The sequence below is a fragment of the Gluconobacter oxydans genome, from assembly GCF_006539685.1.
In the GTDB taxonomy this organism is placed as follows: domain Bacteria; phylum Pseudomonadota; class Alphaproteobacteria; order Acetobacterales; family Acetobacteraceae; genus Gluconobacter; species Gluconobacter oxydans.
Genome location: NZ_BJNM01000003.1, coordinates 67543 through 92100 on the forward strand (window position 1 = coordinate 67543; position 24558 = coordinate 92100).

Here is a 24558-nt window from a genome sequence, read left to right on the forward strand (position 1 = left end):
AACGTCTTGCAATAATCGGCAATTCGAAGTGATGACACAGTCTGCGGGCTCCGTTTGACGCGGACCCGCGGTTTGGATACCCCGGGCGGGACATGACCGACAGCACCCATCGCACCACTGCCATCATCCTTGCTGCGGGCCTCGGCACGCGCATGAAATCCCGTCTGCCAAAGGCGCTGCACCGTCTGGGCAACCAGCCGATGATCAACCATCTCATCACAACTGCCCGGCAGGTCTTTGATGATGTGGTCGTCGTCACCGGTCCGGACATGCCGGAGCTTGAAAAGGCCGTCCGTCCTTTCAAAACCGTCACACAGGTCGAGCGACTTGGCACAGCACATGCCGCCAACACGGCTCGGGACCTGTTCGGCACTGGCGATGTGGCCATTCTGTATGCCGATAATCCGCTGATTACGGCAGAGACGATGCGACGCCTGCTGGCAGCACGCAGGGAAGGTGCCAGTCTGGCGCTTCTCGGAATGCGACCTGCGGAACCGGGGCGTTATGGCCGGATTGTCGAAGACCACGGCAGGGTCGTGAAGATCGTCGAATTCAAGGATGCCACGGAAGACGAACGCCGCATCACGCTGTGCAATGCGGGCGTCATGTGTGCCGGAGCCGACGATTTCCGCACCTGGCTTGCAGATGTCGGCAACGACAATGCCCAGGGTGAGTATTATCTGACAGACGTGGTTGAAATGGCCGCAAAAGCCGGACCGGTCGTTTGCGTGGAAGCACCGGAAGCCGAACTGGCAGGCGTCAATTCCCGCTCGGAACTGGCTCGTGCAGAAGCGACGCTTCAGACCCGGCTGCGAAATGCAGCCATGGATGCGGGTGTTACGCTTGTTGCTCCTGAAACCGTGTTCTTCAGCACCGACACCGTCATCGAAGCGGATGTGACGATCGAGCCGAACGTTTTCTTTGGCCCCGGCGTGAAGGTCCGTTCAGGTGCCCTCATTCGCGCCTTTTCCCATCTGGAAGGCTGCGAGGTCGGGGAAAATGCGATGATCGGTCCCTATGCCCGGCTGCGCCCCGGCACGCTTTGTGCCGCGCAGACGCATGTTGGAAATTTCGTCGAACTCAAGAATGTAGAGTTGGGTGAGGGCGCGAAGGCCAATCACCTGACCTATCTGGGCGATGCCTCGATCGGGAGTGGCACGAATGTCGGAGCAGGGACCATCACCTGCAACTACGATGGCGTGTTCAAACACCGGACCACGATCGGCGAGCGCGTGTTCGTTGGTTCGGATTCCATCCTCGTGGCTCCTGTGACAGTCGGGGACGATGCCGTTATTGCGGCCGGCAGCGTCATCACCAGTGATGTCCCTCCCGGCGATCTGGCTCTGGGCCGGGCCCGGCAGACGCTGAAAAGCGGGCAGGGCCTTCAGATCAAACAGTCTCTCAAAGCTCGGAAGGAACAGGGCTGATGTGCGGTATCTGCGGTATTGTTGGACACCAGCCTGCCAGCCCGATTGCGTTTGAGGCGCTCCGCCGTCTTGAATATCGCGGATATGATTCCGCTGGCATCGCCACGCTGACGGCATCCGGGGACATTGAGCGCCGTCGTGCGGCTGGCAAGCTCGACAATCTGGAGCATGTCCTGAAAGAGCACCCGCTGCCTGGCACGACCGGGATCGGGCATACGCGTTGGGCCACGCATGGCGCGCCCACGGAAAATAATGCTCATCCTCATGAGGCCGGTCGTGTGGCGATCGTCCATAACGGCATCATCGAGAACTTTGCCGAGCTCAAGAAAGAGCTTGAGGCGAAGGGACGCGTGTTCCGGACGGAAACGGATTCAGAGACGGTCGCCCATCTGGTCGATGATTATCTGGGGCAGGGGCTGGAGCCTCGGGAAGCAGCCTTTGCTGCGATCAAGCGGCTGGAAGGCGCCTATGCCATTGCCATGATCTTCAAGGATCATGAAGGCCTGCTGATTGGCGCGCGTCATGGTGCTCCACTGGCGGTGGGCTATGGCAATGGTGAGATGTTCCTTGGATCGGACAGCATTGCGCTGGCTCCGATGGCCCGGAAGATGACCTATCTGGAAGATGGCGACTGGTGTGAACTGACACCTGATCATGTCACGATTTTTGATATGACCGGCGCGGAAGTCAGCCGTCCGGTTCAGGATCTGACGTTCATGGCCGGACAGGTCGGCAAGGACGGCTACCGGCATTACATGGAGAAGGAACTCCATGAACACCCCGTCGCCATCGGACAGACGCTGAAGCGGATTACGGATCCGGCTTCAAAGCGTATTGCCCTTCCGGAAATGCCGTTTGACCCGGCACAGGTTCCCCGTATTACCATCACGGCCTGCGGCTCGGCCTATTATGCCGGCATGGTCGGGCGGTACTGGCTGGAATCCCTCGCGCGCATTCCGGTGGAGATCGATGTTGCGTCGGAAATGCGCTACCGCGAGCCGCCGCAGCCGGACAAGGGCGTGGCGCTGCTGATTTCCCAGTCCGGCGAGACTGCTGATACGCTCGGGGTTCTGCGGAGCCTCAAGAAGGCCGGACAGAGCATTGTTTCCGTACTGAATGTCGAGCACTCGACCATGGGACGCGAAAGCGATCTCGTCCTAGGTATGGATGCTGGGCCGGAAATCTCCGTAGCCTCAACCAAGGCTTTCACGGCGCAGCTTTCTGTTCTGGCGGCTCTGGCAATCGATTTCGCGCGCGCCCGCGGCACGATGGATCAGGCCCGTGAAGAACGTCTGACGGCCAGCCTGCTGGATCTGCCGTCCCGCGCTGCAGAAGTCTTTACCCGTACCAAGGATATCCAGGCGATGGCGGCCGTTGTCGCTCAGGCCCGCGATGTCCTGTATCTGGGGCGCGGCATCTGCACGCCGATCGCCTTTGAAGGTGCATTAAAATTAAAAGAAATCAGCTACATCCACGCAGAAGCTTATGCCGCGGGTGAACTGAAGCATGGCCCCATCAGCCTGATCGACCAGACCGTTCCGGTCGTTGCCATCGCACCGTCCACGATCCTGTTCGACAAAACGCTCTCCAATCTGCAGGAAGCGAAAGCGCGTGGCGGACGCATTCTTGCCTTCACCGATGCAGAAGGTGCGAAACGTCTTGAGGGCGTGGCGGAACAGGTTGTTATCATGCCGGATGTGGACGCTTTCGTGGCCCCGATCCTGTATGCCATTCCCGTTCAGATGCTGGCTTATGAAGTGGCTCTTCTCAAGGGGACCGACGTGGATCAGCCCCGGAACCTTGCCAAATCAGTCACGGTTGAATGAAGGATTTTCCTATCGGGGGAAATTTTTTGCAGACATTATAGTAACATCACACATGGCAGCCTGAAGGAGACGCAATATCCGGAATATCGGCCGGAAATTCAGGACTCTCTCCCAGCGCCTCTGAAATCACCATACGCGAAGCTTTTATCAGGCGACTGGATGAACAGGGATTTGAAGGTGATATCAACCTTCAGGTCTCGTCGCGGCTGGTTTCTTCCACCGATAACAGCATCTATCAGCGCCTTCCGGCCGCCGTTATTCATCCACGCACGCACGAAGATCTCAACCGGGCCGTCCGCGCTGCCGCAGATGGTGAACTGACCCTTGCGATCCGTGGTGGCGGGACAGGCACCAACGGGCAATCGCTGACGGATGGTATCGTCCTTGATGTCTCCCGCCATCTGGACCGGATCCTGGATTTCGATGCCGAGGTGGGGACGGTCACGGTGGAACCGGGCGTTATTCTGGCTCGGCTTAATGCCTTCCTGAAGCCTCACGGATTTTTCTTCCCCCCTACGGTCTCGACCGCCACGAGAGCCACGATCGGCGGGATGATTGCTACCGACGCGTCCGGCAAGGGGTCGCGCATCTATGGTCGGACTTCCGACTACATAGAAACGATGGACGTCGTGCTCTCGGACGGAACCGACCTGCAGATCGGCCGACTGACAGCACCCCAGCTGGAAGAGGCGATGAGCGGGAAAGGGCTTGCCGCCCAAGCCTATCGCGAAGTCCATCGGGTCGTCACGGAACAGGCCGACGAGATCCGGCGTGTCTTCCCGGACATGAACCGTGGCCTGACGGGATACAATCTTCAGAACGTCCTGCTTGAGGACGGAAGCTTCCATATCGCACGGCTCTTGGCGGGATCGGAAGGCACGCTTGCCCTGACCAAGAAGGTTGTTCTGCGGGTCAGACGTCTGCCGAAATACCGGCAGCTTATCGTCGTTCGCTATGCCAGCTTCAACGATACCCTGCGTGATGTTCAGACGCTTCTGCCAGCCAACCCGTCTGCGGTAGAAGTGCTGGACGACCGCGTCCTCGCCAAGGCCCAGCAGGACGTGACATGGCACGCGCTGGAACGCGTCCTTGGCACCAGATCTGCGCTCCCGGTCAAGGGTATGAGCTTCATCGAGTTTGTCGGGGATGATCTGGATGTCCTGCAGGAACAGATGGCCCATGCGGTCACCCTGCTTGCGAACTCTCCGCACAAACCCATTGATCATAAAGCAGTTTCTGATCCGGACATTATCGCGAACCTCTGGACACTGCGGGAAAAATCGGTTGGTCTTCTCGGGCGTCCGGACGGTCACAAACAAGGCGTTCCGTTCGTCGAGGATACTGCCGTTCCTCCGGAAGTTCTCCCTGAATATGTCAGCGAGTTCCGTGATATTCTGGACGAGTACGGACTGTCCTATGGCATGTTTGGACATGCCGATGTCGGCTGCCTGCATGTCCGCCCGTTTCTGGACATGCTCACACCGCAGGACCGGGCTCTGATCCGTCCCATTTCAGATGCTGTGGCCGCTCTGACGAAACGGCACGGTGGTCTGCTCTGGGGCGAGCATGGGCGGGGATTTCGGGGCGAGTTCTCGCCGCTGTTTTTCGGTGAAACGCTGTTCGCAGAACTCTGCCGGATCAAGGATGTCTTTGATCCCAAAGATATTTTCAACCGCGGCAAGCTGGCGCCCGGTGGGGCGGGCTATCCCGTGGACCGGATCGACAGCATCCCGTTCAAGGGCAGCTTCGACGAGGATATTGCTCCTGCACTCCGCGAACCCTATGCGCTTTCCATAAGCTGTAACGGCAATGGCGCCTGTTTCAACCGTGAGCCGGACATGGCCATGTGCCCGTCCTACAAGGCCACGAAAGACCGGTCGCAGTCCCCGAAAGGCCGGGCTCTGCTGCTCCGGAGCTGGGCCAGGCTGCGCTCCCTGCCGGACAACGCGCCTGACCGGGAGATGCTCCCGGTTCTGACGGAAGAGCTCAAGGCATCCCTGGACACCTGCCTGTCCTGCAAGGCCTGCGCGACGCAGTGTCCGATCCGCGTGGATATTCCGTCCATGCGTTCGAAGTTCCTGGCGACCTACTTCCGCGACAACCGCAGGCCGGTTCGCGACTATCTGGTGTACTGGCTGGAGCCACTGCTGGCGGTCGGGAGACAGGCTCCGGCGCTGGCCAATCTCCTGATGCACAATCCGCTCTCACAGGCTGTTCTGTCCCGGATCGGGCTGGTGGATCTTCCGCATCTGAAGCCTGCACGGCTGGGAGCCGACAGTCGGGTCAGTCGCTCCTGGCTGCGTCGTAACCGTCATAACCCGCGGGCTGTAATCCTGATCCAGGATTCCTTTACCGCCAGCTTTGACGGGGGCCTCATCGAGAAGGTCCATACGCTTTTGACGTCTCTTGGGCTGGACGTGAAGGTCACACCCGTCTGGGACAACGGCAAGGCCCGGCACGTTCTGGGGTTCCGCAGGGGCTTTGGCGTTACGGCCCGTCAGACATTGCGGAAGCTGCACGGTCTGACGGCTTTTGGTATTCCGGTCGTTTCGCTGGATGCCGCTACTGGACTCATGTTCACGCAGGAATACAGGGAAGTCGCAGGGGACACACCCATCCCGGCCGTTCTTCCGCTGGAAACCTACCTGCGTGGACAGATAGAGCAGGGGGCGTTCGCGGAGGTACAGACTGCGGGTAAGGCGGAATCCTTGACGGTGATCTCGCACTGCACGGAACAGGCGGCCCGTCCGGAAAGCGCTGGGGACTGGGCCTTCATTCTCCGGCATTTCGGATTACCGGTTCAGGCAGGCAAGGCCGGGTGCTGTGGCATGGCCGGCCTGTTCGGACATCAGAAAGAACAGGCGAGCCTCTCCCGCCAAATCTTTGATCAGAACTGGGCGGGGAAAGTGAAGCAGCCGGTGCTGGCGACCGGATTTTCCTGCCGCTGCCAGACCGAGCGTATGGCCGGTCATCGCCTGCCCCATCCGGCGGAAGCATTGATCTCCGCGTTGCAGGAACGGTCCTGAAAACAGGACGTTGATAAGGATGAAGCGCCTCTGGACGCACCCCGTCCAAGCTGTAACACTGTTACCTGTCCGATGATGCGCGGCTTTTCGTGCAGGCCCTGTGGAGTACGAATGTGATGTCTTCCCTTCCATCAAGGATTTACGCTGTCGTCGACCATCCGCGCTGGGTGGAACGGCTTGGTGGAGCGGGTCTGCGTTTCATCGAACTCTATCTGCGTGACCTGCCGGAAGAAGAGATCAGGGCGCAGGCCCTGCTGGCACAGGAACTGGCCGCACGTTTCAATGTTTCTCTGGCACTGAACCGCTACTGGCAGACGGCCATCGAACTGGGCTATGAATGGCTGCATCTTGGCCCTGAAGATCTGGAAACGGCGGATCTCAACGCGATCCGGACCGCTGGCATCAGATTTGGCATCTCGACCCATACGCACGAAGAGCTGCAGACGGCACTGGCCTGCAAGCCGGATTATGTGTCCTTCGGCCCGGTCTGGTCCACGCAGCTCCGGGGCGTGCCGCTGACGGGGCGGGGCTTGGAGAAACTGGCAGAATGGCGCGGGCTGTGCGGCAATGTTCCGCTGGTTGCCATTGGTGGCATCACCGTGCCCCGGCTGGCGGAATGCTTGGAGGCAGGCGCCGATACGGTTGCCGTCATGAGCGACTTCATCGGCCATCAGGACCCGGAAGGGCAGGTCCGACGCTGGCTCGACGCCGTCTCCCGGGAGACAGCACCAACTTGAAACACACCAAGTCGTCTGAAGACGACCACATGAAGGAGCCGAGACAACGATGATGGTGACAGGACTGGCAGCCGTACTTCTAGCGCTTGCGTTCCTGCTCACGCTTGTCAGCATCATCCAGCCCCTCGCGAAACGTCTCGAGATTTCCGAAGCTGTCCTGCTGGCATTGACCGGGATCGGGCTGGGCCTTGTCGCGTCCCTTATCGTGCGCTCGTCTGCGACCGATCTGCTGGACGGGGCGGCCGAGGCGCTGATCTATTTCCCGGTCAACAGTGAAGCCTTCCTGCTGATCTTCCTGCCCATCCTGGTGTTTCAGGGGGCCATGGCCATCGACGTGCGCCGCCTGGCCCATGAAACGGCAACGGTATTGCTCCTGGCGGTTGTCGCCGTCATCGTTTCGACCGCCACCATTGGCTTCGCGCTTTATCCGTTTGCCCAGCAGAGCCTCGTCGTCTGCCTGCTTCTGGGGTCGATCGTCGCGACGACCGATCCGTCCGCCGTGGCCGGGATTTTCCGTGAAATCGGTGCGGCTTCGCGTCTGACGCGCCTTGTCGAAGGCGAGGCCCTGCTGAACGACGCTGCGGCCATTTCGATCTTCTCGATCCTTCTGGCAGCCGTCACCTCGCATCACCAGATCCATCTGGCCGACGCGCTGATGGACTTCCTGACAGCCTTCATCGGGGCGATCGTGGTTGGTGTCTGTCTGGCGCGCCTCACATTGCTGCTGATTGCGGGACTGGGGGGATCGGCGGCTTCGGAAGTCACGCTGACGCTGGCGCTGCCTTATGCCGTTTACATCCTGTGCGATGAGATGCTCGGCTTTTCCGGCGTGGTCGCAACGGCTGCTGCGGGGCTGACCGTCTCTGCTTACGGACCGTCGACCTTCCGGCCGCAGGTCTGGCGTTTCCTGAACGAGATGTGGGAGCAGCTCGTTTTCTGGGCCGGCTCTCTCGTATTCCTTCTGGCCGCCATGCTGGTGCCCCGGCTGCTGATCGGCATGACGAAATGGGATTTCGTACTGATCCTGATCGCCAGCGTCGCGGGCCTGATTGCACGTTCGGCCGTGATTTTCGGAATGCTGCCGCTTCTTGCCATCACGAAGCTCTCGCCGCCCGTTCCCAACCCCTTCAAGGCCACCATGGCCTGGGGTGGCATCCGTGGCGCCATCACTCTGGCGCTGGCACTGGCCGTGACCGAGAACCAGAGCGTCTCGAGCCCCGTTGCGCATTTCGTCGGCATCATCGCCACCGGCTTCGTTCTCATCACGCTTCTGGTCAACGGAACCACGCTTCGCGCGCTTGTCCTGTTCTTCAAGCTGGACCAGCTTTCGCCCATCGATCAGGCCATCCGCCAGCAGATTGTGGGCATCGGCCTCGGTGAGGTTGCGGAACGCACACGGGAGCTTTCCGAAGAACTCGGTTTCAGCGAGCAGACCCGTGCCGGCGTCATCAGCCGTCTTGAACGGCGCGCGGAAAAGGAGAGGGCGGCCAACAATTTTGAATCCGCCCTGAGCGACCGCAACCGCGTCGATATCGCCCTGATCACCATCGCCAATCAGGAGCGCTCCCTGCTGCTGGACCTGTTCCGCATTCAGGGACTGTCCCGACGCGTGATGGAGACATTGCTGCGCACGACTGAGTCCATGGCCGATGGCGCACGTCTCGAAGGGCGGTATGGTTATGTCCGGGCCCTCAAGCGCCGCCTTCAGCCCTCATTGCGCTTCCGGATCGCGCAGGAACTCCACAGCCGCCTTCATATCGACGAGCCACTGACGAACTGCATGATGGAGCGCTTCGAGATGCTCATCATCGCGCATCTCGTCTCGCTGTCGCTTCAGCGCTTCATCCGCCAGCGCATGGAGCCGACGCTTGGCCCGCGTATCACGGAAATCGTGTCTGAAGTGCTCGGCCGCCAGCGCAAGCTTCTGGACGATGCGCTGGAAACGCTGCGCCTGCATTACTCCGGCTATTCCGAGGCTCTGGAAAGCCGCATCCTGCGCCAGATTGCCCTGCGTCTGGAGGATGAGGAATATGATGCGCTCGAAGCGGATAACCTGATTTCCGAGGAGCTGCACCGCGAACTGCATCGGGAAATCGAACGCCAGCGCGCTCGGCTGGATGCGCCCCTGCGGTTCAATCTCAAGAGTGGCATCGAGCAGCGTCTCCGGGCCTTTCCGGCCTTCAACGGCGTTCCCGACAGCGTGCTTCAGAAGCTATCGCGCAAGGTCTCCATGCATTTCGTCTCGCCTGGCGAAATCCTGTTCAAGCGCGGGCAGCGCGTGCGCGTCGTCTATGCGCAGGTGGCAGGACTGGCGGAAGTCAATCTGGCGGAACGGGACCTGCTGTTCGGAAGCGGAGATCTGATCGGCGCAGCCTCCGTCATCCGCAACGAGACCATGCCCGGGACCGTCCGCTCCCTGCAGTTCAGCCATCTGCTCGCCATTCCGCGTCCGGTGTTCGAGAAGCTGCTGAAGGAATATCCCATCGTTCAGCGCCTCATTATCCAGCGTAGCCAGAAAAGGGCGGACGGGCTGCTGACGCCCGTCACGGTTCGCACGCTGGATGGTGATGTTGTCTCAACCGCATCGGCCCCGGAAATGCGCCGTCTGGTTGCGCCGCCGTCTTAAGGCACGGGTGGCGCGGTCTCTTTGCCGGGGACCAGAAGGTCACGGAAGCGCACGGCACAGAAACCAAGGATTGCCGCTGCCACAAGCGCGGCTCCTGAATGCAGCAGCCAGAACGAGACGTCGGAAATCCGTCCCAGCAGCGTCGCCAGCTTTCCGATCAGCAGGTTGGACAGGAACAGGTGAAGCGAGAAGCAGGCAACGAGAATGGTGTTCAGGCTCACGGGGGCTGCGCGTGAGAAAAGTGCCATTCCGATCGCATAACTCATCGAAAAACCGATGTCATTGATGATGTGAAAGGCCAGTCCCCAGAACAGACTGACCTCATGGGGGCCCGGACTGATCCATGATCCCAAAGCCAGCATCAGCGGCCCAAAAGCCGCAATGAATGTCCCCAGCGCGACCTTGGAGATCTCCGACAGATCGGGCCTGCGACGCGCATAGGCCTTCCAGAACCACAGAACCAGCACGGCGCACAGGGTGCTGATAAATCCGTCCAGGGAAATAAGATCGCTCACCGGCATCTCGTATCCCAGAAGATGAAGCTGGAAATGCTCGCGCCCCCAGAGCAGATAGCCGTCGAAGATTTCCGAGTTTGGGACAGCGCCCACCGCCAGAACAGGCACAAGCGCCAGAAGCAGCAGGGTCGTCTTCTTTTCCTGCGACGTCAGGGCAGGGCGTGCGTGCTTTGTGGTTGCGGCCGGGGCCTCAGACCGACGCACCGCAACAGCAGGAGCGGGGAGCCAGCGCCGCCCCACGAGATAGACCACAAGCCCGATCAGCATGCCCAGGCCCGCTGCCAGAAAGCCCCAGTGCCATTCGATCTGCGCCAGGCTCGCGCACAGGATCGGGGACACGATGACGGCGATCTGAAGCCCCATCATGTAGATCTGATAGGCATCCGAACGCCGCCGGTCACCCAGTTCATACAATGCGCCGACCTGCGCGCGCAGACCGCCCGCCATGCCAAGCCCGGCCAGCAGAAAACCGAGAGCCAGTACAAAGCTCCAGTCAAATGACATCAGGAAATGGCCCGCTGTCATCAGGATGGCGCCCAAGAGGATGGTCCGTGTCTGGCCGAGAACGCGGTCTGCCAGAAAACCGCCGAGGAGAGGGGTGGCATAAATCAGCGCCAGAAACAGACCTGTAATGGCTGCGCCCATGGCGCGCGGTCCCACAGGCGCATAAAGAGCCGAAACAAACGCCTCAAGCGGCCCGAGACCCACAACGGCTCCTGAATGAGCCGGCTGCAGCAGATGGTCCGTCAGATACAGGGCCAGAATGGCCTGCATCCCGTAGAGCGAGAACCCGACCCAGCCTTCGGTCAGCGTCAGCACCCACAGTCCGATAGGATGCCCCCAGAGTTCCAGCTGTTTTCCGGCGGAAGACGGTTCGACAACAGGGGAAGCAGGAAGGATCTCGGTCATGCGGCCTCATTCGCGCAGGGGCGGGATAACCTGCGTAAAGGGAGAAAGCCCGTGAGGTAAAGGGGGAGAGAGGGCAGTGGCAAAATGCCATAGAGTGCATTTGTGGCGTTTTGCCATAGTGCCATAACAAGGCGAACCAGCATCCGATCTATGGCAAAATGGCCCAGTTCCTAAAATTGGCATTTTGCCATAGATGCCAGGTTTGCCGTTACGGGAAAGCCTTGCATCCATCAGAAAGCAGCTGCTGGAAGCCGGAAAATCCTGGGTAAAATGGTAATGGCATTCTGCCATAAGTGAAAAATGGCTGAAAACTGCCGATATTATTGCTTCCAGAGCAATCTGACGGAGAGAAATCCGGACGCAGGTCAGGGCCGGGTTCGCGCTCACATAAATGTCGTATAAGATATATTATGCCAACTAATAGATCCGGAAATCCGGAATTTCTGACGTTTTTGTGAGAACACATCCTATTGTTGCGAAGAATGTCTCCATTCGCGCTAGGAAAAGTATTGTAGTCCATTCTACCGGTGCACGCCCGCATTGCGAGCACCGGTGTATCCGCGGGAGCGGCTGTTATATGCCATCTATGTCCCTGTGCCGCCTGAGTCTCCTGGGAAGCACATTCTGCATTGCTGCACTCTCCGTCCTTCCGAATGTCGCATGGGCAGATGATTATACGGAGCTGCTCGACATTCTCCGAGCCAAGGGCAGCCTGACCCGCTCGGAATACAATGTTCTGCTGGCCCATCACCAGCATCACTCGCATCCTTCCCTGCAGCGCGACGATGACAGCACCCCTGCCGCTCCGTCACGTCATCGCAACCGCTACATGCGCTATAGACCCCAGAATGAAGGCAACAGCCTGGAGGCTCCCCCGGATGTCACGACCATTGCGGCCGTTTCCGCAGCGCGCCGTGCTGCCATGGAAGCGTCCGCCAGTGCGCAGGATGCCCGCAATTCGCTTCTGGAAGCGCGCCGCACGTACAATCCGGACAGCATCGTGCGCGTGAAGCCCTATGTCGCGGGCAAAGGCGTTACGATCCAGGCCGGCCAGATCGACATCAACATCTCGGGCTTCGTCAACGCTTACTACACCTATAACAGTCCCGCCGGTGGTCGCGCTGTTGCGGGTGGCGTCTCGACCGGCAGCAGCGGCTTTGATTCCTCGTCCGTTCGTAACGGCCTGCTGCCGGGCGGTCTGATCCTCAAGCTGAACACGGTTCAGGACGGGATCAAGCTCGGTGCTGTCTTCGGCATGTATCCCGGCATCAACAACAACAATCCCAGTACCTTCAACGCCAATTCGGGCGGCAGCCCGGTGGGCCTTGGAACGGCTGGCCTCGATTTCCGTCAGGTTTACATGACCGCGGGAACGGACCAGTTCGGTACGGTCAAGCTAGGGCGAGACATTGCTCTGTTTGCGTCTGACGCCATCCTGAACGATGCCACACTCCTCAGCGTCGGCAGTACCGGCAGTAACGCCAATCCCGCCAACACGTCACTCGGCCGTATCGGCGTGGGCTATGTCTATACGGACTGGCTGCCGCAGATCACCTATATCTCTCCGAAATGGAAGGGTTTTCAGGCTTCCGTCGGCGTCATGACACCGCTGGATGAATACAACTTCGCCGGTGGCGGCCTGTCTGCGACCACGACCCAGCACAGCTCGCCCATGCTTCAGGGCAAAGTCACCTATGATGGCAATATTCTCGGCTTCACGACCCGCTTCTGGAGCAGCTTCCTCGTCCAGCATCAGCAGAACCTGACCAGCTCAACACTGGGCAGCAGCAGCCGGAAAGGCACGACGGTCGAGGCCGGCGACGTTGGTGTGAAGGTCACGCGCGGACCGTTTGAAGGCGTGGCCTATTACTATTATGGCAGTGGTCTCGGCACGACCGGTATCTTCTTCGATGGCGTATCTGCCGATGGGCGCAAGCGTGATTCCGAAGGCTACTACGTCCAGGCGGCCTACAAGATCCTGCCCAAGCTCAAGCTTGTTGGAAGCTACGGTGTCAGCAATCTCTATCAGGCGCCTGGTGAGGACAATCCGGACATGGTCCGGCGCAACCAGTCTGAAGTCGGAGCGATCTATTACAACCTGACGGACTGGTTCACGATCGTCGGCGAATATGCCCATACGGAATCAGATTCCCACAGCAGCGCCCACGAAAGCGACCACACAATGTCCGCAGGTGCCATGATGACCTTCTGATCCTGAAAGACCGGGCACCTCCCTGCCCGGTCTTTCAGTTCACGAGGATATCTCGCTCCTGCCCTGTGCGTCCTTCATGGGCAGCCCGCAACAGGCCAGCACCCCATATTAATCCTGAAGGTCGAGCACCATTCCGTCATAGGCTGGCTCGACGCCAGCAGGCAGTGTCTGGCGCAGGGTCTGATAATCCATCTCTGGCCCCATATGGGTCAGGATGACGTGCCCCACACCGAGGCGCTCACGCCACTCGAGCACGCGTTCAAGCCAGGCATGAGCTGGATGCGGCTCATACTGGAAGCAGTCCACGATCCAGGTTTGCACGCCTTCAAGCAGCGACAGGGACTCCTCCGAAAGCGTCTCGACATCCGTGCTGTAGGCAAAGTTTCCGCAACGCACGCCGAGGGACGTGATCCGACCGTGTCGCTGCTCGAAAATCCGAGCGGTCAGACCGGGGAACGTGACTGTCTCTCCGGGCTGCACGACATGCTCGTCAAAAACCGGCCGGTAGAACTCCGGCCCTTTCCAGGGCGCGAACGCATAAGCGTAACGCAGGCGTAGTTCTTCCAGAACATCCGGCGCGGCCAGCAGCGGCAGAGGCGTTTCGATCACGCGGTTGATGGCCCGCAATTCATCGAGACCACCGATATGATCGCTATGCGGATGCGTATAGAGAACCGCATGCACATGGCTCAGGCCACAGTTCAGCATCTGATTGCGAAAATCCGGCCCGGAATCCACCAGAAGCCGGAAACCGCCCTCACCTTCGATCACGACTGAAGAACGTGTGCGCCGGTTACGCGGCTCAGTTGGGTCGCAGGCGCCCCAGATCCCCGTCCGTGGTCCCTCCTCGCCCCCGATCATGGGAACGCCGGCAGAGCCGCCACATCCAAGGATTGTCACTTTCACGCAGCAATCCTCGTGAACAGACGACGGGCGTTTTCAGACGTGATCCGCGCGATCTCGTCCAGCGACACGCCCCGCTCTTCGGCCAGTCGGGCAGCCGTATGAGCGACATAACCCGGCGTGTTGGGTTTGCCGCGCTTCGGGACGGGAGCCAGAAACGGACTGTCCGTCTCGACCAGAATGCGGTCTTCCGGAACCATCCGCGCCACTTCGCGGATTTCCTCGCATTTCGGGAAGGTCAGCAGGCCCGAGAAGCTGATATATCCCCCGAGTTCCAGCGCCGCTTCCGCCAGTTTCGGGCCAGACGCAAAGCAGTGGATCAGGAACGGAAAAGCACCCTTGGCGTGTTCGTCACGCAGGATGGCGATCATGTCGTCATCGGCGTTCCGGGTATGGATGACGACCGGCAGTCCCGTCTGACGTGCGGCCGCGATATGGGTGCGGAACGCAGCGTGCTGGGCTGGCTTAGCCTCGTCCCCACTGTGGAAATAGTCCAGCCCCGTTTCCCCAATCGCCACAACGGAAGGAGCTTCAGTCTTGGCAACAAGCTCCTCGACCGACGGCAGACGCTCCTCGTCCGCATAATCCGGATGAATGCCGATCGCGCACCAGATCCGCAGATCCGGCGTGTCATGCTGCGTCAGAGCAATCTGCGTATCCGCCTGTGAAAAGCGCGTGCCGATCGTGAGCATGCCGGACAAACCGGACTCCCGCGCCAGCTCGAAAGCGGGTGCGAGATCGTCGAGCTTGTCCAGATGACAGTGGGTGTCGATCAGTCCCGTCATGCCTCTTCCTCAACAAAACGCGGGAACAGACCTTCCGGCTTGGGAAGCGTGCGACCCGCCGGCAGCGGCGTTTCGAGGGCCGCAAATGTCCGCTCGTCATCCTGCACACCGAGTTGTGTCAGCATCCGGTCCATCGTGTTCGGCATGTAGGGCTGAAGCATGGTTGCGATCCCGCGGATCATGTCCACGAGAACCCGCAGGACGTCCGCCATACGCTCCGGATCGGTCTTTTTCAGGGCCCAGGGCGCCTGACGGTCGATATAGGAATTGGCGGCGCGAATGACCTTCCAGACTTCTTCCAGCGCATCCGTGATCGCCTTGCGTTCGATCTGTTCGGACATGATCGTCGGCAGCAGCGTCACCATCGCCAGCATGGCCTGATCGTCTTCGGTCAGGGTGCCGCGCTCGGGCAGAACACCGCCAAGATTGCGGGCCACCTGGCTCAGCGTGCGCTGGCACAGATTACCGAGATCGTTTGCCAGTTCGACATTCGTGCGAGTGATCATGGAGCGGCGGCTGAAATTAGAATCGCCGCCGAACGGTACTTCGCGCATCAGGAAGAAGCGCAGCGCATCCAGTCCGAACTCGTCAGCAAGCGCTTTCGGATCAAGGACGTTACCGAGAGACTTGCTCATCTTCTCGCCCTCGACCGTCCACCAGCCATGCGCGAAGACGCTCTTCGGCAGGTCAATACCCGCTGCCATCAGGAAAGCCGGCCAGTACACGCAATGGAAGCGCGCGATTTCCTTGCCCACGATATGGACATCCGCCGGCCAGAACTTCGCCCGCGGGTCATTGAGGTCGGGATAACCTACCGCCGTCAGATAGTTCGCCAGCGCATCGAACCAGACATACATGACATGGTCCGGATCGTTCGGAACCGGCACGCCCCATTTGAAGCTCGTGCGGCTGACGGACAGGTCGCGCAGGCCCTGACGGACGAAGCTCTCGATTTCACGACGGGGGCCGACGGGACCGATGAAGTCGGGATTGTCTTCATAGAGTTTCAGAAGCCGGTCCTGAAAATCGGACAGACGGAAGAAATAGGACGGCTCTTTGACGCGCTCGACCGGCGCACCGGACGGCGCCACGAACGTTCCATCAGGCTTCTTGACCAGTTCGTCCTCGCCGATGAACGCCTCGTCGCGCGTGGAGTACCAGCCTTCATAGGCGCCCAGATAGATATGCCCGTTCGCCGCGACCTTTTCCCACAGCGCCTTGGCCGCGCCCTTGTGGCGCTCTTCGGTCGTGCGGATGAACTCGTCGGTCGAGATCGCCATGTCCTTCTGCATCTGGCGGAAGGAGGCCGAAACCTCGTCAGCATAGGCCTGCGGGTCCATGCCCTTGGCGACGGCCGTCTGCTCGACCTTCTGGCCATGCTCGTCGGTGCCGCTGACGAACAGAACCTCCTCGCCGTTCAGGCGATGGAAGCGGGCCAGAACGTCGGCCGCGATGGAGGTATAGGCATGCCCGATATGCGGAGCGCCGTTCACATAGAAGATCGGGGTCGTGATGGTGAAGCGCCGCGTCATGTCCACTCGTTTCATAACGCCCGGACCATCTCAGCTGCCGGAAGCGAGTTCCGCTGCCTGACGGATGGCCTGGGCCTTGTCCAGATTGAAGCCTTCGGTCTGACGCCTCAGCGTGTCCAGTTCGGAACACTGCCGCGCCGCCAGATCGGCCTTTGCAAGATCCCCGCGCCGCGCTGCCGAGCGCGCACGGTCTGCCAGTCCCTCGCCTAGCAAATCGCAGAGCAATGCGAAACCTTCAGCCTCTCTCGCAATACGCTCGCTCAGGGCCATGGTTTCCGATCCACGCACCTGTCCGGCAAGGATTTCCGCCACAAATGACGCAATCGCCCCGTCCCGGTCCTGCGACAGAAAGAGTGCCCGGCCCGGCGATCCATGCGCCCGCGCCAGCACATCCGCAGAAATGCCCGGCAGTGCGGCGCGCATATCGGCGTCAGACAACGCGGACAATGTGAGCATCCGGCAGCGGCTGCGGATCGTGGGCAAGAGCGCGCCCGGAGAGGACGTGGTCAGCAGCAGGACGCAGCGCGGGGGTGGCTCTTCGAGGATCTTGAGCAGCGCATTGGCCGCGAACCGGTTCAGATATTCCGCCCCGTCCACGATCACCACACGCCAGCCGCCTTCGGTCGCCGTATGGTGAAGGAAGGTCTGGACCGGACGAACATCCGCAGCGGTAATTTCACCGCGCAGACGGCCTTTTTTCTCGTCCACGGCCCGCGAGATTTCCAGCAGATCGCCGTGTGTTCCGGCTGCAATGCGACGTGCCTGGGACGAGTCTGGATTTTCCGCGTTCAGCAGGAGGCGCGCCAGACGGAAGGCCAGCGTTGCCTTGCCGATCCCCGCCGGACCGCAGATCAGCCAGGCATGATGCAGCATGCCACTGGCCAGCGCCTGCCGGAACGTCGCTTCCGCCTCGGCATGGCCATACAGGTTCAGAGTGTGACGCGGATCGCTCACACGCCCTGAACCGTCAGGCTTTCATGCACGGCCTGCAGGAGCGCCGCACTGACGGCCTCCGGCGTCTGACCGGCATCGACCCGCTTCACCCGCACTGGATCAGCCGATGCGATCGCATCGAACCCGGCCAGAACGCGTTCATGAAATGCTTCCGCCTGAGCCTCGTAACGGTCCGTCTGGCCGCCCCGCGCCTTCAGACGCGCGAGTGCCTGCGGCCGGGGAAGTTCGAGCATCAGCGTCAGATCCGGCTCGAAGTCCACGAGTTTGCGGGCACCGTTCAGGAACGCCAGAACCTCCGGCGCACCCTGCCCGATGCCATAGCCCTGATAGGCCAGCGTCGAATCATGGAAGCGGTCACAGACCACGATCTCGCCCCGCTCAAGCGCTGGCAGAATGGCATTGTCGAGATGGTCCGACCGGGCAGCCATGTGCATCAGGATTTCCGCCCGCCAGGAGAGATCAACCTTGCCGAACAGCAGCAGGTTGCGGATTTCTTCCGCGCCCGGCGTCCCACCGGGCTCCCGCGTCAGCAGAACCTTATGCCCTTCCGCGCGCAGGGCCTCGGCCAGAAGGCGGGCCTGGGTGGATTTCCCGGCGCCCTCGCCTCCTTCAAGCGTAATGAACAGTCCTTTTCCAGCCATGCCCTTACTGCGCGGGACCATGGCCCAGACGCGTCATGGCGCGGGCGACCAGTCCGAGCTTCGCCACCGATTCGCCAGCTTCCAGCGGCACACGGATGTCAGCCATGTTCGGCGCGGAAATCACCAGTGCACCGCAGACCTGACCCTTCGTCACTGGCGCAATGACCGGAGAGGCATAATCGACCCCGATATGGGAGCGCTGCTGCCAGCCCACCGGGAGCGTCATGACGATATCGGCACCTGCCACCAGCGAGACCTGACGGTGTTCGCCCATCCAGACCGGCGCAGAATCCACAACCTGCCCGCGACGGAACAGCGTGGCGTTTTCGAAATTGGCGAATGCCCAGGACATCAGGCGCTCACCCTCATGGGCGCGCTCATTGCTCGACGACGAGCCGTTGATGACGACGATGACACGGTTACCGTTGCGCTGGGAGCTTGCACACAGACCAAAACCGCCCGCATCCGTATGGCCGGTCTTCAGACCGTCAGCGAGGCCCTTATCGACCAGCACGTTCCGGTTGCCCTGACGGATGTGGTTGTAGGTGAACTCGAGCTCGCCGAAATAATGGTAATACTGCGGGAAATCGCGGATCAGATGGGACGCGACCGTCGCGACATCGCGCGCCGTCATGTAATGGCCGTCTGCCGGCAGACCCGTCACGTTGACGAAATGCGAGTTCATCATGCCGAGCTTCGGCGCTTCTTCGTTCATCATCGCGACGAAGCGCTCTTCCGAACCCGCAATGCCTTCAGCCAGAACGATGCAGGCATCATTGCCGGACTGGATCAGCATGCCCTGGATCAGATCGGATACCAGAACGCTCTGGCCCAGCGGCACGAACATCTTGGAACCCTGCGTGCGCCAGGCTTTCTCGCTGACCGGCAGGCTCTGCTCCAGACGGATGCGACCGGTAGCCAGCATGCCGAACACGATATAGGCCGTCATCATCTTCGTCAGGGAAGACGGTGCCATGCGCTCGTCGGACGCCTTGTCGAGCAGGACTGCGCCCGTGTCGTAATCGACGACATAGGCCCAGCGCGCCACCGTATCGAACGGTCCGATCGGCGTGTTCGCCGGCGTGCCGACAGGTGCGTCTGCCGCAGAAGCCGCAGCGGCTTTCGCAGCATGGCCTGCATGACGGTGCGGGCGCGCAAACGCCTTCAGGGGCCCCGCAAAAGAAGCACAGGCCGCAATGCCTGCCACCCCACCGAAAAGAGAGCGTCTAGTCCGCACGTTCGTCCCCAGTTCCACGGCCTTCACACAAGCGGCCGTCATTCCACAATGATCCGCGCGCCCTCTACCCCGCACAGGCGGGTGCGGTCCAGTGCCGCGTCCGCCTGTGCGATATCGGCATAGGGCCCGCCAACAGCACGCCACTCCAGTCCCGCGCCTTCAGAGGCATGCAGAACCGTACCGCCACAGCGCATGGCGACACTCGCCGCCGTCGCGTGACCGGAAAATATTCCCATCAGGACATACAGCCCCGATGGCCCCGGACTGCCCTGCATCCAGGTCGCGGGCAGCGGCCCCACGGCGACGGAGGACGCCGCCGCGGACGAGTCGTTCCCGTACACCCGTGAAGACCCGTCACTCAGGGATGTCTCGCGGACTTCCCCGACAGGAGCCGCGGAAATGTTCTGGGCCGGCGGCTTGCCCAGCCCTTCCGCCAGAGACCGGCTGGCCGCTTCGTCTTCCGTGACCTCAACGGGCGTATCCGCCGTCATGCCCAGCAGATCCGCGACTTTCGGAGAAAGCGCGATGATGCGCCCCGGATCAGCCGGGCCACGATCGGTCAGCCGGATGCGGACGATCCGCCCGTTCAGCAGATCGCGGACACTGACGATCGCCGGAAGCTGGAGCGTCTGATGCGCGCCGGTCATGCCGTTCGCGGACCAGGCCTCGCCATCCGCCATCAGTCCGCCAGCCGGTGCGTGCTGCCGCGTTGCCAGACCTGTCACGTGATAGTCGAACTGCTCGTTGGGGTAGAACCAGCCGTGCGTTCCGCGCCAGGCACTTCCCAGTTCGTAATGCGGGTGCGGGGCAGGCGTCGGTTCTTCACGGTGACAGGCCGCAAGCAGCGGCAGAAGGGCCAGAGCGGCCCCGTAATTACGCAGAGACAATGCCCGTCCCCAGAAGCCCGACGCCGAGAGCATAATAGTCCGAAGGGTTATAGCGGCGGATCACGTTGAAGTTGTGATAGACCATGAAAGCCTGCGTTCCCGGACCATCGGGCTGCACGACAGCACCCTGCACGTTCGACTGCGAGAACGCCGTCCCATCCACGCGACGCACGCCCAGCGCCATCCATTCGCCCAGCGTCCGCTGCCGGGTGCGGCCGATCTCGGCCTTGTCGAGCACCTTGGTCAGCGTGACTTCCTGCCCCCAGGGCTCGTTGACCTGCCAGCCGCATTTACCGAGATAATTGGCGATGGAGGCGAATACATCCGCTTCAGACGTCCAGATATTGCGCTTGCCGTCCCCGTCTCCGTCCGCTGCGTAACGCAGATAGGCGCTGGGCATGAACTGCGCCTGCCCCATGGCGCCCGCATAGCTGCCGATCATGGCGGCCGGTGCGATATCACCGTCATTGAGGATCTGAAGGGCCTTCATGAGCTCGTTGCGGAAGAAGGCAGAACGTCGCCCGTCAAAGGCCAGCGTCGCCAGCGCATCGATGACGGAATACGTGCCGTCATGCGCCCCAAATCCCGACTCGAGGCCCCAGATCCCCATGACGGCACGGTCGTCGCATCCGAAGCGTGCGCTGACGGGAGACATCACAGACTGCTGAGCGGCGTAGACGCTCCGTCCTTTCGCAAACCGCGACTCCGGCAGAACGCGATCGCGATACTGCGCCCAGGTCAGGGTGAACTCCGGCTGGTGACGGTCCAGTTTGAGCACGGAGGCGTTGGGCTGCGTCGTCAGACTGAGGGCCTGCGAGACGATCGAAGATGAAAGCCCCTGCGCCAGCGCCTGGGCCCGGACACTCTCGAGAAAAGCGCCATAACTCTGCACACGGGCCTGGGCATTGGCGGATGAAATCCCGACTGCCGCCGAACCGGCAACGGAAGTCAGGGCGGCAAGCAGATGGCGTCTTTGAAGCACGGTCAGGACCAGTCCCTTACGGGTAGAAATGATAGGACATACGCTAGCAATCCGCAGCACGGACCGCCAGTCTCGGCGGGAGTGTCGCAGGTCATTCGCACCGAAATATGGCACGGCAAGATTGTCGTTGGCGCGCTGGCGTGCGAAACCGGCGCCTCAATGTTCATGGAACCTCCCCACTCGTGATCGCCATCGGCCCCGCCATGGCCTCGCAGCCAGCCTGGCTGAAGGCAGCCACCATCATTGTCGGCACCTTCATTCTCGAAGACGCGGCCACGGTGCTTTCCGCCATCGCCGCCCGCGCCGGAGAAGTCAGCATTCCGCTGGCGCTCGGGGCCCTGTATTTCGGGGTAGCAGTCGGGGATATGGGCCTGTATGGCCTCGGTGCTGCCGGAGCCCGCTGGCCTTACCTCAAGCGGTTCCTGACCGTTCCCAAACGCGAACGTACACAGGACTGGTTCAGCACGAACGTCATCCGCGTCGTGGCCATTTCCCGCTTCGTGCCCGGCGCCAGGCTGCCGCTCTATACGGCCTGCGGTTTCTTCCGCGCGCCGTTCCTTCCCTTTGCCATGACCGCAGTTCTGGCTACGCTGGTCTGGACGACGTGTCTTTTCCTGCTTGCCATGAGAGTCGGGGGCTGGCTGCTCGCCCATCAGGGGGGCTGGCGCTGGGCCGGGCTGGCAGGGTTCGTCCTGTGTATCGTTGTCGTCGGGCGCCTGATCGCCCGTCTCCAGACCGTGAGCCAGTAACAGCAATGTCCAAGTCAGAAGCCGACCAGAACCCCCTCTCCCTTTTCGAATTCTGGCCTGGATCCATCTTCTACACCCCCATCGTCCTGTACTGGATCGCCATGGGGATCAAATACCGCGACCTCAGCATCTCGACCGCCGCCAATCCGCGTATCGAAACGGGCGGCCTGTGCGGCGAGAGCAAGTCCTCCATCCTCGACATGGGCGGCTCCACGGCCCAGTCCTATATCGCGCCTTATGTCGTCTTCCGCAGCGGCAAGGGTTCCGTTCGCCGCGCACTCGACGCCATGGAGCGCAAAGGCCTGTCCTTCCCCGTCGTCATCAAGCCCGATATCGGCTGCAATGGCACGGGTGTGAAGCTCGTCCATAACCACGAACAGCTCGAAGCCGTCCTGCCGCAGTTCCCTGATGACGTGGACATGCTGGCACAGGACCTCATCACCTATCCTGTCGAGGCTGGGCTGTTCTATATCCGCCATCCCGACGAGCCACGTGGCCGCATCACCTCGATCACCTACAAGGAAGCGCCGGTCCTGACAGGCGATGGCGTGTCCACAATCGAGGAACTGATCCTGCGCGATCCCCGCATGAGCCTGGTGCCGCAGATCTATCTGCCCCGTCTGGCCGGACGGGAGAAGAACGTCCTCGCCAAGGGTGAGGAAATGCCGCTCGTCTTCGCGGGCAACCACTGCAAGGGTTCCGTCTTCCGCGATGGTCGAGCCGATACGACGGACGCGCTGACCGCACGCCTCGACGCCATCATGAAGGACATCCCGGATTTCCATTTCGGGCGCGTGGACGTGAAAGCCGCTTCCATTGAGGATCTGCGCCGGGGCGAGAACTTCCGGATCATCGAGATCAACGGTGTCGGCTCCGAAGCGACCCATATCTGGGACCGTGGCACGACGCTGTGGGAAGCCTATCGCGCCCAGTTCTCACATTACCGTCAGACGTTCCTGATTGGTGCTGCAAACAGGGCACGTGGCTGGAAGACGTCGGGCGCGTTCTCGATGCTGCATTCCTGGCGCAAGCAGCGCCGACTGCTGGCGTCCTATCCGCTGAACGACTGAACCCGGCGCGGCAGGCTGGCTTTACTGGCCCAGCTTGCCGCCGCCAAAGATGTAATTGCTGACCTGCTGCTCGAGCGAAAGCTGATCCCGCGTGTCGGTGATCTTGCCTTCGCCGGACAGTGTCGTGTGGGAATGACCTGGCTGGATCTGCAGGGCGTTGTCCGCCGTCATGGTCGGCGCACCGATGCCCACGGCCGTATCAACGGGAAGATGCAGGCGCTGGTCCACCGTAAAGGCCACATCGGCCATCTGCGTGCGCGGATCGAGTGTGATGGAGACGACGCGTCCCACCGGCACACCTGCGAGATCGACATTCGCGCCCGTATGGAGGCCATTCGCGGAATTGAAGGCTGCGTGCAGGATCTCGCCCTGAAAATCAGGCCCTTTACGCAGGGCATTGCCGTAGACGAGGAATGTTCCGGCAATCGCCAGAACGAGACCACTGGCCAGGATGGCGCCCCCACGGCCGCTCAATGTTGACTGCATGCCAGCCTCGCCTTCCGGAAAATCTTGAACAGAACGGGAGTTAGTCCTCCCTTGACCGCCCGGTCAAGATGGAGACCAGGGTTACCAGAGAGGTGACCTCCAAGGTTGCGTCCTCTGCCACCATCAGGCAAGTGATCTGCTTTTCCGCCTTTGTGACGAAGGCTTCCACCCGAAACAGGCTCCATGACGCTTCTCCAGGCCCTCATCCTCGCCATCGTTCAGGGAATTACCGAACCCTTCCCGGTCAGCAGCCTCGGTCATGCCGTACTACTGCCCGCGCTCCTGCACTGGGATCTGGACGAACACGCGCCCATGTTCCTGCCGTTCCTGACCATGCTGCATGTCGGCACGCTGGTCGCGCTGGCCGGTGTGTTCTGGCGGGACTGGATGGCCATTCTAGGCGGCATGTTCGGTCGCTACGGCAGTTACCGGCAGATGGAAGCGATTCGGATCTTCGGACTGCTGGTCATCGCCACCATTCCGGCCGTTCTGGTCGGATGGCTTCTGGAGCATCGCCTGCGCGCCGTATTCGGCACGCCCCTCGCCGTTGCGGGGTTCCTGATCCTCAATGGCTTCCTGCTGATGGTCACCGAATGGCTCCGGCGCCAGAAGGGCCACCGCGACCACAAGCCCATTGCAACGCTTGCACCGAAGGATGCCGTGATCATCGGCATCTGGCAGTGCCTGGCCCTGCTGCCAGGTCTGTCGCGTTCGGGTGCAACCATGAATGGTGGCCTTCTGCGCGGGCTGGACCATGAAACGGCCGCGCGGTTTTCGCTCCTGATGGCGCAGCCCATCGTGCTTGCGGCCACGGTCCGTGAAGCCTGGCAGATGCGTCACATGACAATCTCACACGACATCATGGTGCAGTGTGTTGCCGGTGCCGTCGTTGCCGGGCTGACCGCGCTGATCTGCTCGCTCGTGATGCTGCGCTTCTTTCGCAACCATGATGGCTGGGCCCTGACACCGTTTGGTGTCTACTGCGTTCTGGCCGGCCTTTTCGCCGGTGCCGTCATTCTTCTCTGACCTTTCCAGCCGCCGTTTTTCGCGGCAC

The 24558-nt window shown here is 61.2% G+C and carries 19 protein-coding genes; 9 read left to right on the forward strand and 10 right to left on the reverse strand.

Features of this window, described 5'->3' with window-relative positions; genetic code table 11:
- The first annotated feature begins 92 nt into the window (after positions 1 to 92).
- The 5 genes from glmU (at position 93) to GOX01_RS02230 (ending at position 9642) form a co-directional block, all read left to right on the forward strand.
- Positions 93 to 1427 (forward strand): bifunctional UDP-N-acetylglucosamine diphosphorylase/glucosamine-1-phosphate N-acetyltransferase GlmU, encoded by a 1335-nt coding sequence (gene glmU, locus GOX01_RS02210; RefSeq protein WP_062269338.1) that lies wholly within the window; start codon positions 93 to 95, stop codon positions 1425 to 1427.
- Positions 1427 to 3253, forward strand: a complete 1827-nt coding sequence (gene glmS, locus GOX01_RS02215) for a glutamine--fructose-6-phosphate transaminase (isomerizing) (RefSeq protein WP_011251610.1) — start codon at positions 1427 to 1429, stop codon at positions 3251 to 3253. The genes glmU and glmS overlap by 1 nt, the downstream gene beginning before the upstream one ends.
- 155 nt (positions 3254 to 3408) lie before the next feature.
- Positions 3409 to 6279 (forward strand): FAD-binding and (Fe-S)-binding domain-containing protein, encoded by a 2871-nt coding sequence (locus GOX01_RS02220; RefSeq protein WP_228119094.1) that lies wholly within the window; start codon positions 3409 to 3411, stop codon positions 6277 to 6279.
- Between the two features lie 116 nt (positions 6280 to 6395).
- The gene (locus GOX01_RS02225) at positions 6396 to 7016 is read left to right on the forward strand and encodes a thiamine phosphate synthase (RefSeq protein WP_011251612.1); all 621 of its coding nucleotides are present in this window, start codon (positions 6396 to 6398) and stop codon (positions 7014 to 7016) included.
- Between the two features lie 49 nt (positions 7017 to 7065).
- Positions 7066 to 9642, forward strand: coding sequence for a cation:proton antiporter (locus tag GOX01_RS02230; protein ID WP_011251613.1), 2577 nt, complete (start codon positions 7066 to 7068; stop codon positions 9640 to 9642).
- Here GOX01_RS02230 and GOX01_RS02235 read toward each other — a convergent pair.
- Complete coding sequence (locus GOX01_RS02235; protein ID WP_011251614.1) at positions 9639 to 11066, reverse strand: peptide MFS transporter; 1428 nt, start codon at positions 11064 to 11066, stop codon at positions 9639 to 9641. The two genes, GOX01_RS02230 and GOX01_RS02235, sit on opposite strands and share 4 nt — an antisense overlap.
- Before the next feature lie 586 nt (positions 11067 to 11652).
- Here GOX01_RS02235 and GOX01_RS02240 point away from each other — a divergent pair.
- Complete coding sequence (locus GOX01_RS02240) at positions 11653 to 13278, forward strand: porin (RefSeq protein ID WP_034954727.1); 1626 nt, start codon at positions 11653 to 11655, stop codon at positions 13276 to 13278.
- Positions 13279 to 13386: 108 nt separating this feature from the next.
- Here GOX01_RS02240 and GOX01_RS02245 read toward each other — a convergent pair whose 3' ends face one another.
- From GOX01_RS02245 to GOX01_RS02280, 8 genes are read right to left on the reverse strand one after another with little or no spacing between them, the layout of a single operon-like run.
- Entirely contained in the window at positions 13387 to 14184 is a 798-nt protein-coding gene (locus GOX01_RS02245; RefSeq protein ID WP_011251617.1) for an MBL fold metallo-hydrolase, read from the reverse strand.
- Positions 14181 to 14966 (reverse strand): TatD family hydrolase, encoded by a 786-nt coding sequence (locus GOX01_RS02250; RefSeq protein WP_011251618.1) that lies wholly within the window; start codon positions 14964 to 14966, stop codon positions 14181 to 14183. The genes GOX01_RS02245 and GOX01_RS02250 overlap by 4 nt, the downstream gene beginning before the upstream one ends.
- Positions 14963 to 16498: a methionine--tRNA ligase gene (metG, locus tag GOX01_RS02255; protein ID WP_062269342.1), complete on the reverse strand. Its 1536-nt coding sequence runs from the start codon at positions 16496 to 16498 to the stop codon at positions 14963 to 14965. Before metG ends, GOX01_RS02250 begins: the two co-directional genes overlap by 4 nt.
- A 30-nt stretch (positions 16499 to 16528) precedes the next feature.
- Positions 16529 to 17452, reverse strand: coding sequence for a DNA polymerase III subunit delta' (locus GOX01_RS02260; RefSeq protein ID WP_024717309.1), 924 nt, complete (start codon positions 17450 to 17452; stop codon positions 16529 to 16531).
- Positions 17449 to 18093 (reverse strand): dTMP kinase, encoded by a 645-nt coding sequence (gene tmk, locus GOX01_RS02265; RefSeq protein WP_011251621.1) that lies wholly within the window; start codon positions 18091 to 18093, stop codon positions 17449 to 17451. Before tmk ends, GOX01_RS02260 begins: the two co-directional genes overlap by 4 nt.
- A 4-nt stretch (positions 18094 to 18097) precedes the next feature.
- The gene (locus GOX01_RS02270) at positions 18098 to 19372 is read right to left on the reverse strand and encodes a D-alanyl-D-alanine carboxypeptidase family protein (protein ID WP_024717308.1); all 1275 of its coding nucleotides are present in this window, start codon (positions 19370 to 19372) and stop codon (positions 18098 to 18100) included.
- A complete protein-coding gene (locus GOX01_RS02275) occupies positions 19369 to 20217 on the reverse strand; it encodes a septal ring lytic transglycosylase RlpA family protein (RefSeq protein WP_011251623.1) in 849 nt (282 codons plus the stop codon). The genes GOX01_RS02270 and GOX01_RS02275 overlap by 4 nt, the downstream gene beginning before the upstream one ends.
- Complete coding sequence (locus tag GOX01_RS02280) at positions 20204 to 21199, reverse strand: lytic murein transglycosylase (protein ID WP_011251624.1); 996 nt, start codon at positions 21197 to 21199, stop codon at positions 20204 to 20206. Before GOX01_RS02280 ends, GOX01_RS02275 begins: the two co-directional genes overlap by 14 nt.
- A 182-nt stretch (positions 21200 to 21381) precedes the next feature.
- On the opposite strand from GOX01_RS02280, the gene GOX01_RS02285 reads away from it, so the two are divergent.
- Positions 21382 to 21948, forward strand: coding sequence for a DedA family protein (locus tag GOX01_RS02285; RefSeq protein WP_081107053.1), 567 nt, complete (start codon positions 21382 to 21384; stop codon positions 21946 to 21948).
- Between the two features lie 5 nt (positions 21949 to 21953).
- Entirely contained in the window at positions 21954 to 23018 is a 1065-nt protein-coding gene (locus tag GOX01_RS02290; protein ID WP_024717306.1) for an ATP-grasp domain-containing protein, read from the forward strand.
- 21 nt (positions 23019 to 23039) lie between these two features.
- Here the strand turns inward: GOX01_RS02290 and GOX01_RS02295 are convergent, their stop codons facing one another.
- Positions 23040 to 23504: an MlaD family protein gene (locus GOX01_RS02295; protein ID WP_011251626.1), complete on the reverse strand. Its 465-nt coding sequence runs from the start codon at positions 23502 to 23504 to the stop codon at positions 23040 to 23042.
- A gap of 183 nt (positions 23505 to 23687) precedes the next feature.
- On the opposite strand from GOX01_RS02295, the gene GOX01_RS02300 reads away from it, so the two are divergent.
- Positions 23688 to 24530 (forward strand): undecaprenyl-diphosphate phosphatase, encoded by an 843-nt coding sequence (locus GOX01_RS02300; protein WP_011251627.1) that lies wholly within the window; start codon positions 23688 to 23690, stop codon positions 24528 to 24530.
- Positions 24531 to 24558 lie beyond the last annotated feature (28 nt).

Coding starts and splice junctions, on each gene's coding strand:
- glmU (WP_062269338.1), top strand. CDS start 93: ATGACCGACAGCACCCATCGCACCACTGCCATCATCCTTGCTGCGGGC.
- glmS (WP_011251610.1), top strand. CDS start 1,427: ATGTGCGGTATCTGCGGTATTGTTGGACACCAGCCTGCCAGCCCGATT.
- GOX01_RS02225 (WP_011251612.1), top strand. CDS start 6,396: ATGTCTTCCCTTCCATCAAGGATTTACGCTGTCGTCGACCATCCGCGC.
- GOX01_RS02230 (WP_011251613.1), top strand. CDS start 7,066: ATGATGGTGACAGGACTGGCAGCCGTACTTCTAGCGCTTGCGTTCCTG.
- GOX01_RS02235 (WP_011251614.1), bottom strand. CDS start 11,066: ATGACCGAGATCCTTCCTGCTTCCCCTGTTGTCGAACCGTCTTCCGCC.
- GOX01_RS02240 (WP_034954727.1), top strand. CDS start 11,653: ATGTCCCTGTGCCGCCTGAGTCTCCTGGGAAGCACATTCTGCATTGCT.
- GOX01_RS02250 (WP_011251618.1), bottom strand. CDS start 14,966: ATGACGGGACTGATCGACACCCACTGTCATCTGGACAAGCTCGACGAT.
- metG (WP_062269342.1), bottom strand. CDS start 16,498: ATGACGCGGCGCTTCACCATCACGACCCCGATCTTCTATGTGAACGGC.
- tmk (WP_011251621.1), bottom strand. CDS start 18,093: ATGGCTGGAAAAGGACTGTTCATTACGCTTGAAGGAGGCGAGGGCGCC.
- GOX01_RS02270 (WP_024717308.1), bottom strand. CDS start 19,372: ATGACGGCCGCTTGTGTGAAGGCCGTGGAACTGGGGACGAACGTGCGG.
- GOX01_RS02290 (WP_024717306.1), top strand. CDS start 21,954: ATGTCCAAGTCAGAAGCCGACCAGAACCCCCTCTCCCTTTTCGAATTC.
- GOX01_RS02295 (WP_011251626.1), bottom strand. CDS start 23,504: ATGCAGTCAACATTGAGCGGCCGTGGGGGCGCCATCCTGGCCAGTGGT.
- GOX01_RS02300 (WP_011251627.1), top strand. CDS start 23,688: ATGACGCTTCTCCAGGCCCTCATCCTCGCCATCGTTCAGGGAATTACC.